The organism is Kribbella steppae, assembly GCF_004342025.1.
GTDB classification, from domain to species: Bacteria; Actinomycetota; Actinomycetes; order Propionibacteriales; family Kribbellaceae; genus Kribbella; species Kribbella steppae.
The window spans coordinates 205,224-220,822 of the sequence record NZ_SLWN01000015.1 but is presented as its reverse complement, the minus strand read 5'-3'; the positions used below and the strand labels follow the sequence as shown (position 1 = coordinate 220,822).

At 69.0% G+C, this 15,599-nt stretch carries 18 protein-coding genes; 6 read left to right on the top strand and 12 right to left on the bottom strand.

Going from position 1 to position 15,599, the window contains the following annotated elements:
• Positions 1-198: 198 nt before the first annotated feature.
• Together EV652_RS35705 and EV652_RS35700 are read right to left on the bottom strand one after the other, a co-directional pair.
• A complete protein-coding gene (locus tag EV652_RS35705) occupies positions 199-1,290 on the bottom strand; it encodes an IS110 family RNA-guided transposase (protein ID WP_132213817.1) in 1,092 nt (363 codons plus the stop codon).
• 122 nt (positions 1,291-1,412) lie between these two features.
• On the bottom strand, positions 1,413-1,877 hold the full coding sequence (locus EV652_RS35700; RefSeq protein WP_158441416.1) for a MarR family winged helix-turn-helix transcriptional regulator: 465 nt from the start codon (positions 1,875-1,877) through the stop codon (positions 1,413-1,415).
• A gap of 63 nt (positions 1,878-1,940) precedes the next feature.
• On the opposite strand from EV652_RS35700, the gene EV652_RS35695 reads away from it, so the two are divergent.
• Positions 1,941-2,309 (top strand): cupin domain-containing protein, encoded by a 369-nt coding sequence (locus EV652_RS35695; protein WP_132213813.1) that lies wholly within the window; start codon positions 1,941-1,943, stop codon positions 2,307-2,309.
• Position 2,310: 1 nt separating this feature from the next.
• On the opposite strand, the gene EV652_RS35690 is transcribed toward EV652_RS35695, so the two are convergent.
• Both EV652_RS35690 and EV652_RS35685 read right to left on the bottom strand, forming a co-directional pair.
• Positions 2,311-3,612 (bottom strand): glycoside hydrolase domain-containing protein, encoded by a 1,302-nt coding sequence (locus tag EV652_RS35690; RefSeq protein ID WP_132213811.1) that lies wholly within the window; start codon positions 3,610-3,612, stop codon positions 2,311-2,313.
• 35 nt (positions 3,613-3,647) lie between these two features.
• The gene (locus EV652_RS35685; protein WP_132213809.1) at positions 3,648-4,160 is read right to left on the bottom strand and encodes an SbtR family transcriptional regulator; all 513 of its coding nucleotides are present in this window, start codon (positions 4,158-4,160) and stop codon (positions 3,648-3,650) included.
• 66 nt (positions 4,161-4,226) lie between these two features.
• Between EV652_RS35685 and EV652_RS35680 the strand changes: the two genes are divergently transcribed.
• From EV652_RS35680 to EV652_RS35665, 4 genes are read left to right on the top strand one after another with little or no spacing between them, the layout of a single operon-like run.
• Positions 4,227-4,646 (top strand): nuclear transport factor 2 family protein, encoded by a 420-nt coding sequence (locus EV652_RS35680; RefSeq protein WP_199238591.1) that lies wholly within the window; start codon positions 4,227-4,229, stop codon positions 4,644-4,646.
• A 28-nt stretch (positions 4,647-4,674) separates the two neighbouring features.
• On the top strand, positions 4,675-5,148 hold the full coding sequence (locus tag EV652_RS35675; protein WP_132213807.1) for a GyrI-like domain-containing protein: 474 nt from the start codon (positions 4,675-4,677) through the stop codon (positions 5,146-5,148).
• Positions 5,149-5,156: 8 nt separating this feature from the next.
• On the top strand, positions 5,157-6,212 hold the full coding sequence (locus EV652_RS35670; protein ID WP_132213805.1) for an ArsR/SmtB family transcription factor: 1,056 nt from the start codon (positions 5,157-5,159) through the stop codon (positions 6,210-6,212).
• Between the two features lie 55 nt (positions 6,213-6,267).
• Positions 6,268-7,545: an MFS transporter gene (locus EV652_RS35665; protein ID WP_132213803.1), complete on the top strand. Its 1,278-nt coding sequence runs from the start codon at positions 6,268-6,270 to the stop codon at positions 7,543-7,545.
• Here EV652_RS35665 and EV652_RS35660 read toward each other — a convergent pair.
• Positions 7,462-8,565, bottom strand: a complete 1,104-nt coding sequence (locus tag EV652_RS35660; RefSeq protein ID WP_132213801.1) for an FAD-dependent oxidoreductase — start codon at positions 8,563-8,565, stop codon at positions 7,462-7,464. The two genes, EV652_RS35665 and EV652_RS35660, sit on opposite strands and share 84 nt — an antisense overlap.
• Here EV652_RS35660 and EV652_RS35655 point away from each other — a divergent pair.
• The gene (locus EV652_RS35655) at positions 8,564-9,445 is read left to right on the top strand and encodes a LysR family transcriptional regulator (protein ID WP_132213799.1); all 882 of its coding nucleotides are present in this window, start codon (positions 8,564-8,566) and stop codon (positions 9,443-9,445) included. The two genes, EV652_RS35660 and EV652_RS35655, sit on opposite strands and share 2 nt — an antisense overlap.
• Here EV652_RS35655 and EV652_RS35650 read toward each other — a convergent pair.
• From EV652_RS35650 to cobG, 7 genes are all read right to left on the bottom strand, one after another.
• Positions 9,435-9,917, bottom strand: coding sequence for a 2,4'-dihydroxyacetophenone dioxygenase family protein (locus tag EV652_RS35650; protein ID WP_132213797.1), 483 nt, complete (start codon positions 9,915-9,917; stop codon positions 9,435-9,437). The two genes, EV652_RS35655 and EV652_RS35650, sit on opposite strands and share 11 nt — an antisense overlap.
• 10 nt (positions 9,918-9,927) lie before the next feature.
• Positions 9,928-10,629 (bottom strand): SDR family NAD(P)-dependent oxidoreductase, encoded by a 702-nt coding sequence (locus EV652_RS35645; protein ID WP_242002198.1) that lies wholly within the window; start codon positions 10,627-10,629, stop codon positions 9,928-9,930.
• An 89-nt stretch (positions 10,630-10,718) separates the two neighbouring features.
• The gene (locus EV652_RS35640) at positions 10,719-11,363 is read right to left on the bottom strand and encodes a hypothetical protein (RefSeq protein WP_132213793.1); all 645 of its coding nucleotides are present in this window, start codon (positions 11,361-11,363) and stop codon (positions 10,719-10,721) included.
• An 87-nt stretch (positions 11,364-11,450) separates the two neighbouring features.
• Positions 11,451-12,161 (bottom strand): hypothetical protein, encoded by a 711-nt coding sequence (locus EV652_RS35635; RefSeq protein ID WP_242002197.1) that lies wholly within the window; start codon positions 12,159-12,161, stop codon positions 11,451-11,453.
• Positions 12,162-12,237: 76 nt separating this feature from the next.
• A complete protein-coding gene (locus EV652_RS35630) occupies positions 12,238-13,764 on the bottom strand; it encodes a precorrin-2 C(20)-methyltransferase (RefSeq protein ID WP_132213791.1) in 1,527 nt (508 codons plus the stop codon).
• The gene (locus EV652_RS35625) at positions 13,761-14,396 is read right to left on the bottom strand and encodes a precorrin-8X methylmutase (RefSeq protein ID WP_132213789.1); all 636 of its coding nucleotides are present in this window, start codon (positions 14,394-14,396) and stop codon (positions 13,761-13,763) included. The genes EV652_RS35630 and EV652_RS35625 overlap by 4 nt, the downstream gene beginning before the upstream one ends.
• Complete coding sequence (gene cobG / locus EV652_RS35620; RefSeq protein ID WP_242002196.1) at positions 14,393-15,589, bottom strand: precorrin-3B synthase; 1,197 nt, start codon at positions 15,587-15,589, stop codon at positions 14,393-14,395. The genes EV652_RS35625 and cobG overlap by 4 nt, the downstream gene beginning before the upstream one ends.
• Positions 15,590-15,599: the final 10 nt, after the last annotated feature.

The following is a 15,599-nucleotide window of genomic DNA, read 5'->3' as shown; positions in this document are numbered from 1 at the left end:
AAACCGGCCCGCAGACCACTTGACCAGACATAGAAGAGTCGGGTTGGTTACCGCAGGACGGGGTGTTCGGCACAGGAGCGGGTCCGCGTGTCTAGAGTCGAGCGTCGCGCCGGTTGTGGGCTGCTCATAGCTGAATCGCGGGTCGCTCCACGCGCTGCTTCCACCACGTTGGTCGACGAAGCCGGATCGGGTGAGTTGCTACTCCTCGAGCACAGCCAGGGACCAGCACCAGCCGGCGAGTTCGCGGGCGATCGCGACGTTGGCGATCACGTGGCGTTTGTGGCGGTCGTTGAAGCGGGTCCAGCGTTGGTGCAGCCGCTGGTTGCCGGCATCGCCGCGGGCCCGGGCGGCGGGTGTGGCCAGTTCCCATCGGTCGCGCATGGTTTTGCCGGGCCGGTAGCGGGCGCGGTGGTGCCAGGCTGCCTCGATCAGCAGGCGGCGGACGTGGGTGTTGCCGGTCTTGGTGATCGAGCCCTGGACCCGCGACTGGCCGGAGGAGTACTCGCTGGGCACCAGGCCGACGAACGCGCCGATGGTGTTGCCGGTGAACCGGTGCCAGTCGCCGATCTCGACGGCCAGCGCGAACCCGGTCAACGTGGAGACGCCACGCAGACATCCCAGGCGCCGCACGATCGGGGTGAACTCGCTGTCAGTGGCGATCTTCTCGATCGCTGCGTCGAGCCGGTCGCGGCGGGCCTGGACACTCAACACAGCGTCGTAGTCGGACTGATACGTCAGCTGCAACGGCACAGACTCGAACGACTGCCGGCCGATCTGACGCAGCCACGCATCATGCGCACCGGTCCAGGCCTTCCCGCCCGAATAGACGATGCCCTGGCGCAGCAACAGTTTCGACAGCCGGTGCCGGGCCCGCATCAAGTCACCCCGACAGTCCTCTCTGGCCCGGACCAGATCCCGCGCGGTCTCCTGCTCGACCGTGGGCACCACCACAGCGGTGACCTCGTCCAGGCGCAGCAGCCGGGCCAGATGAATCGCGTCTTTGGCGTCGGTCTTCACCCGATCTCCTGACGGGCGCTGCAACTTGCTCGGCGCCGCGACCACACACCGAACCCCCACCGCGTTCAACGCACGCGACAACCCGAACCCCGTCGGACCAGCCTCATACGTCACCGCGACCGGACCCGGCAAACCCTGCACCCACGACCGGATCTCGTCGTGTGACGGACTCAGCCTGGCCTGAACCAGCTCACCAGTCACACCATCGATCGCCGCCGCCGCGACCGACCTGGCGTGCACATCCAGCCCAACACTCGTACGCTCGGAAAACACCGGGGCCTCCCACACATGTCGGATAGGCCGAGCAGGCAGCCCCTACTCGGCAACCCACGAATCTGTGTGAGTGAGGCCCCGGCCCGCAACCCCGCCCCCACGACGGCGTCACGTCATACCGTCTAGAACATCAAGGCGCGGAAGTGCGGCGTACTGACCTGGGCCTCGCCGGCCATCGCGGTCAGTACGCCGCGCATGCCGTCGATCGCTTCGTCGCCGAACTGCCGGCGGAGCTTGCGTTCGTAGGCCCGGTGGAACTTCCGGGCGGCCGCGAGTGCTGCCTCACCCTTTGATGTGAGGTGGAGGAGGCGGGCGCGGGCGTCGTCCGGATCGGTCCGGCGCTCGACGTAGCCGCGGCGTTCCATGTCGTCGACGATCTGGCTCGCACCCTGCTTGGTGATGTCCAATCGCTCGGCGAGCCCGGTGATACTCGTCGGCCCGGCGTCCAGCGTGCGCAGCACGAAACCATCCGACCGGCCCTGGTCGTCGAAACCCTGCTCGGCCGTCGCGGCCCGCAGCGCGCGGACGAACTCCTGATCCGCGAGTACCAGCAGGATCCCGAAATCTAGCTTGCCCGAACGCGTCATAGACGCCATGATAGTCAAGCTGACTTGGTCAAGTCAGCTTGACTATCTCTGAAAGGGGATCCGATGCAGGTCATTCGCGCGGCGGAAGCGCCGAAGTTCCAGCTGCCCGGGGTCGAGTTCACGGGTCTGGCGGCACCGAGTCGTGGGTCCGCCGGGTTGTGCACCTGGAAGCTCGCGGTCGATCCCGGCACCGGCGGCGCGCCGCACACGCTCGACCGGGACGAGGTGTTCATGGTGCTCAGCGGGACCGTGCAGATCACACCGGACGGCGACAAGCTCGGTCCCGGCGACGCCGTCGTGATCGCGGCCGGCGAGCCGATCCGGTTGACCAACCTGGGTGAGGACACGGCCGAGCTATACGTCGCCATCACCGCAGGCTTCACCGGCACCATGGCAGACGGCACGACGATCCAGCCGCCCTGGGCTCAGTAGGTCAGCACCGCCGGATCGGCGCGGTGTAGGTGGTGTTGCTCGTGGTGGCGACGTAGTAGTCGGTGACCCAACTGCCGTCGCTGAGCCGGTCCCACACGGCCGTCGTACCAACCCTCGATCCGGCTCGCTGGCAGGTCACCCAGGCCAGCGAGCCGATCGGCAGCGGACTCGGGTACGCCGCGTACGCAGTACCAGGGCCGTGTCGTCTGGTCAGGTTGTTGATGGTTGTCTGGAACGCGTTGCTGCAGCCGGGGATAGGCGCGCTGTAGCCGGGTTTGCTCGGTGTCCTGATGTAGTAGTCGGTGACATAGGTGCCGTCGATCAGCTTGTTCCAGACTGTTGTGGTGCCGATCTTCGGGCCGAAGGTCTGGCAGACGATCCGCACGCCGGCGTTCGCGGCGATCGTGGACCTGACCGGGTAGGCGGTCGACGGGCCACTGTAGGAGTGGATCGTCGTTCTGGCGGTGTAGGTGTACCAGACACTCGCGACCGGTGCGTCGAAGCGATCGCTGTCGATGTTGAGGGTGACACCGCCGTGCGTCTCGTTGTGGTCGCCGACGTACTGCTTGCCGCGCTGACCGACCGCCCAGAAGCTGTTGGGCACGGTCGGCCAGCCGGTCAGTGAGCTGTTGCCGTCCCACCGCGCGATCCACAGTGCGTCCGGCCGGGCGTACGACGAGGAGTTGTAGGCGGCCGCGAGGTGTGGCGCTCCCGAGCTCTGGTGTGCGTACACGCCGGAGAGGTAGCCCAGCCGGTGGATCTCCTTCGTCCAGGCCGACAGGAACCGCAGTACGGTCGCCTTGCAGGTCGCGTCATTCGGGTTGTAGTGCTCCATGTCGGCGTAGATCGCAGTGCCCGCGAGCAGGTTGAGTGCCCGGGCGACCTTGACCGCGTCCCTGGCCAGCAGCCCTCCCTGGTACGTCGCGGAGGGGACCGTCATCTTCACCGCGGTGGTCCGGGTCGTGCAGGGCGCCTGATAGCCCACGTAGATCGGGATGAGTCGATAGCCCATCCGCGTCACGCTGCTGACCCAGCTCGGCGTCAGTTGGGGCTGCGCGCAACTACGGTTCACGCCGCCGATGTAGATGCCGATCGCCTTGTACGGCGAGGCTTTCCAGGCCGTCATCTGCGCGATCGTCGGCGCCGTACAGGTGTCGAAGGCGAGCCCGGTGAACCGCGTCGCCGTGGTCCCGGCCGGATACGTGAGCGGTGTGGTCGGCTCGGCCGAGGCCGGCGCCAACAGACCGTGAAACAGTACGGCGACGGCCGCCGCCAAGGCCGTGATGAACCTGACGCGAAGCATCGCGATCACCCCCCACCTCAGTAGACGCCTGGCAGCTACTCGGACGCCAGGCCTCTGAAGATAACCGCCAGCGTGCGTCGCCGCAGGTCTACCGGCCAGCCGCCCTGCTGTGCGGCCTGAGCGGCCGCGGTCATCAACGCCATCACTTCGTCCACGCGTACGGCGGTACGCACCTCACCGGCCGCCTTCGCCTGCTTCAGCAGTCGGCCGATCTCGTCGGTCAGTCCCCGCAACGCGTCGCCGACATCGAGCTCCGGGCCGGCCAGCGCCGCCACCACGGTCCTGGTCCGGACGGCCTCGTCGACGACCGCGCTGATGAAGTCGAACAGGGTCGCCTCGGCGGCCAGTCCGGTCAGGCGTTGCAGCGACTCCTTCATGATCGCGACCAGCAGCGCGTCCTTGGTCGGGAAGTGCCGGAACACCGTGCCGACCGCGACGCCGGCCCGGATCGCCACCTGCTCGGTCGTCGCCTTCGGCCCGTGCTCGGCGAACGCCTCGGTCGCGGCGGCCAGGATCGCCGTACGGTTCCGCTGCGCGTCCGTCCGCAACTCCGGATCCCCTTCTCTTTGAAAGCTGAGTGGCCACTCACTATAGTGCTGGATGAAACCTGAGTGGTGACTCACTTTCTGGAGGCGGCGATGTCGGACCTGCACTCGGTGATCGATCGGATGGGCCAGGGCTGGCTCTGGGACCCGGCGGCGATGGACGACCTGCTGGCCGAGGACGTGGTGATGGAGGTGCCGTTCGCGCCGGGCGGTCCGCTGCGGTGGGACGGCCGGGAGGAGTGGCTCGCGTTCGCTGAGCCCAGCCGGGCCGGGTTCCCGGCGAGGTTCGACCGCTTCACCAAGCTGGCGGTGCACGAGACGCTGGACCCGGAGGTCGCGGTGATCGAGTACGAGCTCGGCGGGGTGATCACCACGACCGGACAGCGGGCCGCCGCGCGCTTCATCGGCGTACTGCGGGTCCGGGACGGGAAGATCGCCGGCTGGCGGGAGTACCAGGACACCTTCGCCATCCGGCAGGCGTTAGGTTGAGGGGATCGACGAGTCGGGAGGGTGTGGGATGCCGGAGATTGTGGAGCGCGCCGAGCGGCCGTACGTCGCGTTGCGGGGAAAGGTCGCGATGGACGGGATCGCGGCGTTCGCCGACCGGATGGGCGAAGTGGTGTCCTGGCTCGCCGCGCACGAGATCGCGCCCAACGACGCGCCGTTCTTCAGGTACGACGTGGTGGACATGGACGCCGGTCTGGTCATGGAGATCGGGTTCCCGGTCGACGATCTGCAGCACGGCGAGGGTGAGATCGTCACCGGCGTACTCCCGGCCGGCCGCTACGCGACGGTGACCCACCACGGCCACCCGGACGGTCTGCTCGAGGTCACCCGCGACCTGCTCGCCTGGGCGACCGAGCAGGGCCTGGAGTGGGATGCCCACGGCAACAGCTGGACGGCCCGGCTGGAGATCTACAAGTCCGACCCGCGCGAGGTCCCCGACATGAACGACTGGGAGACCGACCTCGAGTTCAAGCTGAAGGACTGAGCGGCTCTGTGCCGACTGTTCTCGCCGGCGTGAGCCAGCTCGACCCCGAGCGGATCCGCCACGTCGCCTCACCCCTGATCGAGCTCGGCTGCGCGTTGCACGTGCTAGCCGAGCCACGACACCACGACCGTACCGACTGGGCAGCCGCCGTGCGACTTCCCGCCGTACTGCGGGACGAGCTGTCGCAGTGGACCTGGACGGTGCGCGCCGTCAGGGCGCGCTTCTTCGCCACGAGTGCGGCGACAGGCATGCCGACGTGGCAAGACGAGCTGAAGGCGTTGCGGGCTCGTACGCCAGAGGACTTGGCTGCTGAGCTCGTCCGGCCGCTGCGTGGTCGTCCACTGAGCAGCAGGACCACCGACGCGGACGCTGTACTCCACTGGGCGCGGAGTAGAGGCCGCGCGGTGGCTGACCTGGTCGAGGCGTTGCTGACCGACCCCGCCGAGCCGGTACGGCGCTTCGTCGACCTGCTGGACGCGTGCTGGGAGGAGTGGTTCCGGGAGGTGTGGGAGGAGTCGCGGGACGCCCTCGCCGCCCGCGGCCGACAGGACCGGGACCTGGCGTTGCGGGACGGGGTGGCCGCGATGCTGCGGTCGCTGGACAGCTCGGTCGACGTACGTGACAAGGACAACGTGCTGGTGCAGAAGGTGCAGAACAAGCGCATCGACCTGGCCGAGCGGTCGCTACTCCTTGTCCCCAGCAACTACATCGCACCGCACCTCTTCCTCGGCGAGATCCCCGGCGAACCCCTCACCGTCATCTACCCGGCCGGCGGCCGCCGAGACGCCGTACCCACCGCACAACAGGTCCGCCACCGCCTGGAAGCCCTGGCCGCCCCCGACCGCCTCCAGGTCTGCCGAGCCGTAGCCAGCGAACCCCGAACCGCAGGCGAAATTGCAGCCCTCTGGAGCCTTCACCCCACCCAAGTCACCCGCCACCTCCGAGCCCTCACCCGAGCCGGCCTGGTCACCGCCGAACGCCAAGGCCGCTTCGTTGCCTACCGCCTAGACGAAGAAGCCATGCGCAACCTCGGCACAGACCTCCTTGACCTAGTAATGCGCTGACGGAATCCGTCAGTCCAACGGGCAATCGCCCGGGCCTGGGGTTGAGTGGCCAACTGTGACCGCATCTCTTCCGCCTGCCGTACGTCGCCTGGTCTTCGCCACGCTGGTCAACACGCTCGGCAACGGCCTCTACTTTGCGATTGGTGCGCTCTACCTGACTCGGGCAGCCGGGTTGTCCGTCGGGCAGGTCGGTGTCGGCCTGACCGTCGCCGGGCTCGTCGGCCTGGTGACCAGCACCCCGCTCGGCACCGTCGCCGACCGGCTCGGACCCAACCGCGCGTACGTCGGCTTCCTCATCCTGCAGGCGATCACCATGACCGCCCTGACCCAGGTTCGTTCGTTTCCCGTGTACGTCGTGATCGCCGCAGTGACCGCGGTCGCGGACTCGGGCCAGCGTGGTGCCAAGGGCGCACTGATCGCTGGAGTCTCGCCGGCCGATCAGCGGGTCCGGACCCGGGCGATCCTGCGCGTCGCGACCAACGTCGGGATGGCTGTCGGGATGGGCGTGGCCGGGATCGTGCTCGCGGTCGACCGGCGGGAGGTCTACGTGATCGCGTTGCTTGCGAACGCGGCGACGTACCTGGTCACTGCCGGGCTGGTCCGGTTCGGGATGCCTGAGGTGGAACGGGTGACAGCGGCAACCGGTCCGTCTGCCCTGGCCGCGCTGCGGGACTGGCCGTTCCTTGCCTTCGTCGCGCTGGACGGGGTGCTCAGCATGCATGCCGCGATGGCTCAGGTGGCCATCCCGCTCTGGGTGGCGACCGCGACCGACGCTCCGCGCTGGCTGATCGCGGTCCTGATGGTGCTGAACTCGGTTGCCGTCGTTCTCCTGCAGATCCGGGTCGCCCGAGGCACAGAGCACCTGGCGGGCGCAGCACGGGCCGGCCGCCGAGCGGGCTTGCTGCTGGCCGTGGCGTGCGCGGTCCTGGCCCTCACCGACGTCACCTCCGGAGCGGTGACCATCGGCCTGCTGGTCGTCGCCGCACTCGTCCACGTGATCGGCGAGATGCTCCAATCCGCCGGCGGCTGGGGGATCAGCTTCGAGCTGGCCCCACCCGGCGCCCAGGGCCAGTACCAAGGCGCCTACGCCATGGGCCGCCAGGTCGGCGACATGGTCGCCCCACTCATCCTCACCACCATCGCAGTCGGCTGGGGCTGGCCCGGCTGGTTGCTCACCGCCCTCATCTTCCTGACCGCCGGCACCTTCATCCCACTCGCCGTACGCCGGCATCGCGCTTGGGCACTGGATTCAGGCGGCGAGGGGTTGGAGGAGGTTGCGGAGGTCGCGGGCGGCGGTGAAGCCGGCGCGGTTGGCGCCGATCGTACTCGCTGAGGGGCCGTAGCCGACGAGGTGGATGCGCGGGTCCAGGACTGTGCGGGTGCCGTCCATGCGGATGCCGCCGGACGGTTCGCGCAAGCGCAGTGGCGCCAGGTGGGCGAGGTCGGCGCGGAAGCCTGTGGCCCACAGGATTGCGTCGACGTGCAGGGTCCGGCCGTCGGGCCATTCGACGCCGTCGGGTGTGATCCGGGAGAACATCGGCTGCCGTGAATAGACCCCGCGCCGCCAAGCGTCCTGCTCCTGCTCGCGCAGCTGCAAACCCGTCACGCTCACCACGCTCCGCGGTGGCAGCCCGGCCCGCACCCGCTCCTCGACCTTGGCGACGACGCGACGCCCGAGCTCGGGCCCGAACTCCTCACCCGTCCGCCACTCCGGCGGCCGCCGCGTCACCCAGGTCGTCGACGCGACCTCGGAGATCTCCGCGAGCAACTGCACCGCCGACGCGCCCCCGCCGACCACAAGCACGTGCTGACCGGCGAAATCGGCGGCACCCGGATAGTCCGCCGTATGCAACTGCCGCCCACCGAACGTCTCGATCCCCGGATACCAGGGAATGAACGGCCGATTCCACGTTCCGGTCGCGTTCACGATCGCCTCAGCCACGTAGGTCGACTGGTCGGTCCGCACCTCGAACAACTCATCCCGTCGATGCACGCTCGACACCGCGACAGGCCGCAGTACAGGCAGCTCGAACCGCTTCTCATAGTCGGCGAAGTACGTCGGCACAAACACGTTTGCCCGCTCCGAGTCGACAGTCGGAGGCACTGGGACACCCGGCAGGTTCGCGATCCCGTGCACGTCGTGCATGGTCAGCGAGTCCCACCGGTGCTGCCACGCGCCGCCCGGCGCCGGATTCCGGTCGAGTACGACGACCTCGTCGTACGGCGTGAATCCCATCCGAACCAGGTGATAAGCAGCCGACAACCCGGCCTGGCCTGCCCCGATCACAACGACCTTCACACCCAGCTCAACATTCCGGACCCGCAGGCTCTTCCCGGCTAGCGTGGAGCTCATGGACCTGACCGCGGCGTACAGCTACCGGATGGACTGGATCGTCAGCTTCGTCGCGGTCGCCCGGCACGGTGGGTTCTCCGCGGCCGGGAAAGCGGTCTTCCGCGGTCAGTCCCGGATCAGCGAACACGTGGCCGACCTCGAACGCGCCCTCGGCGTACAGCTCTTCGACCGCACCGCCCACCCGGCTCGGCTCACCCCGGAAGGCCGGGCTCTGCTGCCGCACGCCGAGGAGATCCTCAGCCGGCTGCACCACCTGTCCTCAGGCGGGGGAGAGGTCCGCTTCGGCGCGTACCCGAGCGCGGCCGCGCACCTCTTTCCCCAGGTCGTACGGCGCCTGCCAGACAACATCACGCTGCACCTGGTCGAAGGGCCGAGCGTCGACCTGGAGAGCGCGCTGCTCCGCGGTGACATCGACCTGGCGATCCGTCCGGTCCACCCACTCGTAGCCGACGAGTCCCTGGTGCACGAGGAGCTGTGGCGCGAGCCGCTGGTCGCGGTCTTCGCCGAGTCACACCCGCTCGCGGCTGCCGAGTCCGTCAGCCTGGAGCAGTTGGCCGCGCTCCCGCTCATCTCGATCGGCGAGAGCTCCGGACCACGTCAGTTCGAATCGCATCTTGCCTTCGCGTCCGCGGGCCTCAACCCGGAGTCCGCGTTCCGCACCAACCAGCCGCAAACCCTGCTGTCGTTGGTCCGCCACGGTCTCGGTGTGGGCGTCACCAACGAGCTCGCGGTCAGCACCGCGAACCTCACCGGCGTACGTCTGGTGCCCATCGACGACGCCGGCGTCGAGCGCCAGGTCGCGATCTTCTGCCGGAAGCACAGTCAACGATCACCAGCACTCGACCACGTCATCGACGTGATCCGCGAGATCACCGGATGAACTGGTCGACGTAGTCGGCGCCGAGGCCGTTGGCGCCGTAGTGGTCGCGGCACAGCTGGATCTTGGTGAAGGTGTCCTCGTACCCGATCTGGTTGCCGTCGTCGTCGACGTAGATCATCGCGCCGGAGATGTTGAAGAACGTGATCATCTCGGTGCAGTCCTCCGGCACGCGCAGCGTGTGGATCTCGCCCGGCGGCTCGTAGACGAACGACCCGGTCTCCGCGACCCAGTCGTGTTCGTCGTACTGCCACTTGCCCTTGATCACATACCCGAACACCGCGCTCGGGTGCCGGTGCCGCGAGACGATGCCGGACCGGGTCACCTTGAGCAGGTTGCACCACTGCCCGGTGATCGTGTTCAGCATCAGCGGCCGGAACCACACGTCGGGCGCCTGCTGCACCCACAACCGATCGTCCTCGGGCACCGCCGGTACGGCGATCTCCGCGGGAACACCTGCCGAAACCGGGATCATCGAAGCTCCTTCACACGCTCTGGTAGCCGCCGTCTACGGCCAGGACGGCGCCGGTGACGAATCCCGCGTCGGGACCGGCCAGGAAGGCGATCGCACCGGCGACCTCTTCCGACGTACCCCAGCGGGCCATCGGCGTACGGGAGAGGATCCGGTCGGCGGCGACCGGATCGGCTTGCAGGGCGGACGTGAGTTCGGTGGCGATCCAGCCGGGTGCGACCGCGTTCACCCGGATGCCATCGGCCGCCCAGGCGACCGCGAGCGACTTGGTGAGCTGGACGATGCCGCCCTTGCTGGCGCTGTAGCCGGGCACGAGCGGACCGCCGAAGTAGCTCAGCATCGAGGCGACGTTGACGATGCAGCCGCGGCTGGCCGCGAGCAGGTCGTGCGCCGCCTCGGCCGCCCGCATTGCGCCGGTGAGGTTGATCTCGACAACCTCCCGGAACACCTCGGGCCGGTGCTCGTCACCGCGCCGGACAATGCCGGCCGCGTTGACCAGTACGTCGAGTTGGTCGAGGGATCCGATCAGGTCTTCCAGGGCGCCCGGCTCGCGGAGGTCCAGTTCGTGCAGCCGGGTCGCCTTCCGGAGCTCGGGTGAGGCGGCCGACGTGCCGAGTCCGGCCGCGATCACGGTCGCGCCGTCGATGACGAGGCGGAGCGCGGTGGCCGCGCCGATACCGCTCGTACCTCCGACGACGAGCGCGGTTCGGGTCATGTCCGGCATCCTGCACCGGCCGACGGGTCAGCACAACGAAGACCCGGACGGCGGATAGGGGTCATCCGCCGTCCGGGTTCCACTGAGAGTCAGTCGCCGCTGGTGTCGATGCGGCGGTGGTAGCGCTGCCCCGCCTTGCCGCCGATCACCGATGCGAAGAGCGTCACGAGTACGGCCGCGCCGATCGCGATCAGCCCGCCCGCGGTGAGCGTCTCGTCGGTGAACGGTATGGACGGCAGGTCCACCCGGTCCAGTACGTCGTACTGCGAACCAGCCAGCGCAGCGATCGCCGCAACGGCCAGAGTCACCAGTACGCCGAGCAGCCAGACGCCGAGGCCTTGCCGCCCACCATCGAACCGGGCCAGCCGGCCGGCGACGTACCCGCCGTTGTAGTAGGCGATCGCCAGGATGAGTAGCAGCGCCGCGCCGGAGACGATGCCGATCGTGCCGGCCTCCGCCTCGGCCGCGTTCCAGTCGATCGTCACCGCGTAGTCGACCGCCGCAGCGACCGCGCCGACGATCCCGGTGAGCAGTGCGATCAGCCCGACCGCGACCAGCCAGCCGAAGAACGCGGCACCACCCTTGAACCCGCGGTACGCCGGGTCCACCTCATCGGCGGCCGACGTCTTGACCCGAGCCCGGTGCAGCGGCTGCGGCGTGGTGTCAGGCTCGGCCACGACCTTTCTGCCATCGAGCTGCTGTGTGTCGGTGTCGTCCCGATACTGCTGGACCATGTCAGTTCTCCTCGCCAGACAGTCCCGTGTCGTCCCTCCGGTACCCGTCGGAACGCTGGCTATGCGTGGCGAGGCGGTAACTGAAGGTCAGTCGAGCAGCCGGTCGATCTTGTCGTGGTAACGCTTGCCCGCCTTCCCGCCGACGATCGAGAACAGGAGCGTCAGCACGACCAGTGTGACGGCGGCGATGATGCCTGCGGTGGTGATGGTGTCGGTCGACAGCGACACGTCCGGCCGGCTGACCTCGTCGAGCAGGTCGTACTGGTTGTTCACGAGCGCACCGGCTCCGGCCGCAAGCACGGAGAACAGGAACGCGAACATCCACACGCCGAACCCGTTCCGCCCGCCGTCGAACCGCGCGAGCCGTCCCGCGACGTACCCACCGGTATAGAAGGCCAGGATCAGCACGAGTACGCCGACAGTCGCGGCGGTGATGCCCGCGGCGCCAGGCTGCGCCTCGGCGTCGGCGCGGGTGTAGTCGAGGACCTCCGCCGTACCGAGGGCCGCTGCGGACACGGCCAAGGTGAGCACCACCGACATGGCAATGGCGATCAGCCAGCCGAAGAAGGCCGCCCCGAACTTGAAACCCCGGTAGGACAGCAGCTCCGCCTCCGGCTCGGCCTGCAGTGCGGCCGACGGCCGGTCCGGAATGATGGTCACGTTGCTCATCGCCCGGTGCGCCGCCGCCCGCGCCTCCTCGTACCGTTGGGTGGTGGTCGCGTCAGCGTCGTCAGGCACCTGCATCGTGGCGGTGACAGGCTGCGTCGCGGTGGCGGTGTCGCCGTACTGCTGGACCATTCCGCTTCTCCTCACTGGTCAGCTCCGCGCGGTCCCTACCCGCCCGGGCGGCGTCTGACACAGCTGGGCGGTGGATTTAACCGGCCTCTGGCGCTGACTCACTGTCCGTCGCCGGATATCGGCGGGGAGTGAAGACCAGAGGGCCGGCCGGGCGGGGCACGGTGCGGGTCTGCGACGACCCGATCACCAGGAGGCAACGCATGTCAACTGCTTCCGGGGCCAGTTCGGCGAGCGTTGTGACGGTGATCGCTTCCTCGGGACCGCCCACGTCGCGGCCGATGATGACCGGCGTACCGGGCGAACGGTGTTCGAGGAGCAGGTCGCGGGTGGCGGCGACCTGCCAGGTGCGGGACTTCGAGGCGGGGTTGTAGAGCGCGATCGCCAAATCCGCCGCGGCGGCCGCGGACAGCCGCTGGGCGATCACCTCCCACGGCTTGAGCCGGTCCGACAGCGACAGGACGCAGTAGTCGTGCCCGAGTGGTGCGCCCACCCGGCTGGCGACCGCCTGGGCCGCCGTCATCCCTGGCAGCACGCGTACGGCGATGTCGGCGTACTCAGGTTCGGACGCGACCTCGGTGACCGCACTGGCCATCGCGAAGACCCCCGGGTCACCGGACGAGACCACAACCACCTCGGAGCCCTTGCGCGCGAGGTCCAGCGCGAAGGCGGCCCGCTCGGACTCGACCCGGTTGTCCGAGCCGTGCTTGCGCTGCCGGGCCCGGTCCGGCAGCCGGTCGACGTACGGGCCGTAGCCGATCAGATCGTCGGCACCGGCGATCGCCGCCCGCACCTCAGGCGTCATCCACTCCGGCCCGGCCGGTCCGAGGCCCACGACGGTCACCGAGCCGTCCGCCTCGGTCCTGGTCGTCGGCGCCGTGAAGGTGTTGTTGATCGGGCTGGGGAGCAGGGCGAGGGAGAAGTACGGCACCTCGTCCGGGTCCACGTCAGCCAGGGGAGCGGTTCGTTGGGCGTCGGTTGTGGCGCGTTCGACGTACCAGGCCTCGTCTGCCCTTCCGGCGAGCTCGAACGCCTCCCGCACGTTGGAGAACGTCCGGCCAAGCTTCATCACGGCTGCTGCGTCGGTGGTGCGGAGGCGGTCTGCCAGTACGTCGGGCGGCAGCGTGCCGGGCAGCACCGTGAGGATCTCGTCCCGCTCACACAACGGCCGTCCTAGTACGGCGGCCGCCGCGCTCACCGACGTGACGCCGGGAACAACCTCACACGGATACCGGTCGGCCAGCCGCTTATGCATGTGCATGTAAGACCCGTAGAACAGCGGATCCCCTTCTGCCAGTACGACGACGTCGCGGCCGGCATCAAGATGTGCGGCGAGCCGGGCCGCGCAGTCGGCGTAGAAGTCGTCCATCGCACCCTGGTAGCCACCGGGGTGGTCGGTCGTCTCGGTGGTCAGCGGGTAGACGAGGTGCTCCTCGAGCTGACCCTCACGCAGGTACGGCGCCGCGACCGAGCGGGCGATGCTGCGGCCGTGCCGTGCGCTGTGGAACGCGATCACGTCCGCCGCGCCGATCAGCCGGGCCGCCTTCACCGTCACGAGTTCGGGGTCGCCGGGGCCGAGCCCGACCCCCCAAAGCTGACCCGTCACTCTGCCTCACTCGCGATCGCGTTGACGGCGGCTGCGGTGATCGCGCTGCCGCCCCGACGGCCCTTGACGATGAGGTACTCCAGGCCGAGGTCGTTCGCCGCCAGCGCGTCCTTGGACTCGGCCGCGCCGATGAACCCGACCGGGATGCCGAGGATCGCGGCCGGCCGCGGCGCGCCTTCGGCGATCAGCTCGAGCAGCCGGAACAGCGTGGTCGGAGCGTTGCCGATAGCAACAACCGAGCCTGCGAGGTGGTCGTGCCAGAGGTCGACGGCGGCTGCGCTCCGGGTGGTCTGCAGGCGTTCTGCGAGCGCTACGGTCTGAGGGTCTTGCAGTGTGCAGATGACCTGGTTGTCCGCGGGGAGGCGCTTCCGGGTGATGCCGGCTGCCACCATCCGGGCGTCACAGAGGATCGGTGCGCCGTCCTGCAGTGCGGCTCGCGCGTTCTTGACCACGTTGGGTGAGTTGCGGATGTCCGCGACCAGATCGGTCATCCCGCAGGCGTGGATCATCCGTACGGCGACCTGCGCGACATCGGCCGGCAGACCGCCGAGCCCGGCCGCCGCCTCGGTCCGGATCGTCGCGAACGACTGCCGATAGATCTCAGCACCGTCCTTAACATACTCGTGGTTCACCGCAGTCCCATCCGCTCACCGTCGATCACATAGCCGTTGCCTATAGCAAGCACATCGACGAACTCGCCGGCTGGCTTGCCGCACCGCCGTTCACACCCGGACCAGTGCATCGGCCGCCCGTGCCGGGGCAGCCTCGGCGTCACCCGCCGCGCGTCCGCCCGGACATCCGCCAGCGCCTTCGCACACCCGGGCTGACCAGCACACGCTGTCACACCGTTCCACGGCGAGTCCGCCTTTGTGACCAACCCAACCTCGTCCAGTCGCGCACTCGGGTCTCCTGACAGCCCCGGCAGTACGACGGACCGCCACGGCGTGATCCGGACCTGCCCTGCGGCGACCTGCTGGAGTACGTCGGCCTGCTCAGGCCCAAGACTCCCCAACGGCACAGTCACCACCAGCGCACGCATCCCATCCACCTGCGCATGCACCCCAGCCGCGACCTGCGCATGCACCCCAGCGACCTGTGGGTGCAGCACAGCCGCGACTGCCGCCGCCGTGCTCTCGTCCGTCCCCGCCGCCGTTTGCTCCCTGGTCAGGCCCAGCCGGTCGAGGATCCTGTGCGCCCCGTCCTCCAGCTCCGCGACCCGCCACGCCTGGGACCCCTGCGCCGCGCGTTCCGCCAGGAACGCTTCCGCCGCGGCGACCGTCACCTCAGCCGCCTCGCCCCAGCCCACTCGCACTCCGACCCCACCGAGGCTCAGGACAGCCTCACGCCCGTCCACAGCCCGGACCAAGACATCCGCCTGCATATGGCCCAGATCCCCGCGCCCGTCATCCAGCGCGAACAGGAACCGCCCCGGCAACTCCGCAAGCCCCGGACGGGAACACAGCGCCCGGTCCACCGCGGCTGCCACCGGCAGTACGTCGTACCGGCTCTCGAGATCCAGTCCCGACAGCGGTGACGCCAGGATGTTCCGCACCCGCTCATGCGTGATTGAAGGCAGCAGTCCGGCGTCGTACAGCCGCTCCGACAACTCCCGCGGCCCGTCCGCCGACAGCCCTCTGACCTGCACGTTCCCCCGCGAGGTCAGCTCCAGGCGCCCGTCGCCGAGCTGTTGGGCCGCGACCCGCAGTACCTCGAGCTGATCGACCGTCAGCATCCCACCCGGGACGCGTACGCGGGCCAGGCCTCCGTCAGCCGCCTGGTGCACCGCCAGTACGCCGGGGCACCGGTCCGTCTGAGTCCTCGCCACAGCCGAGATG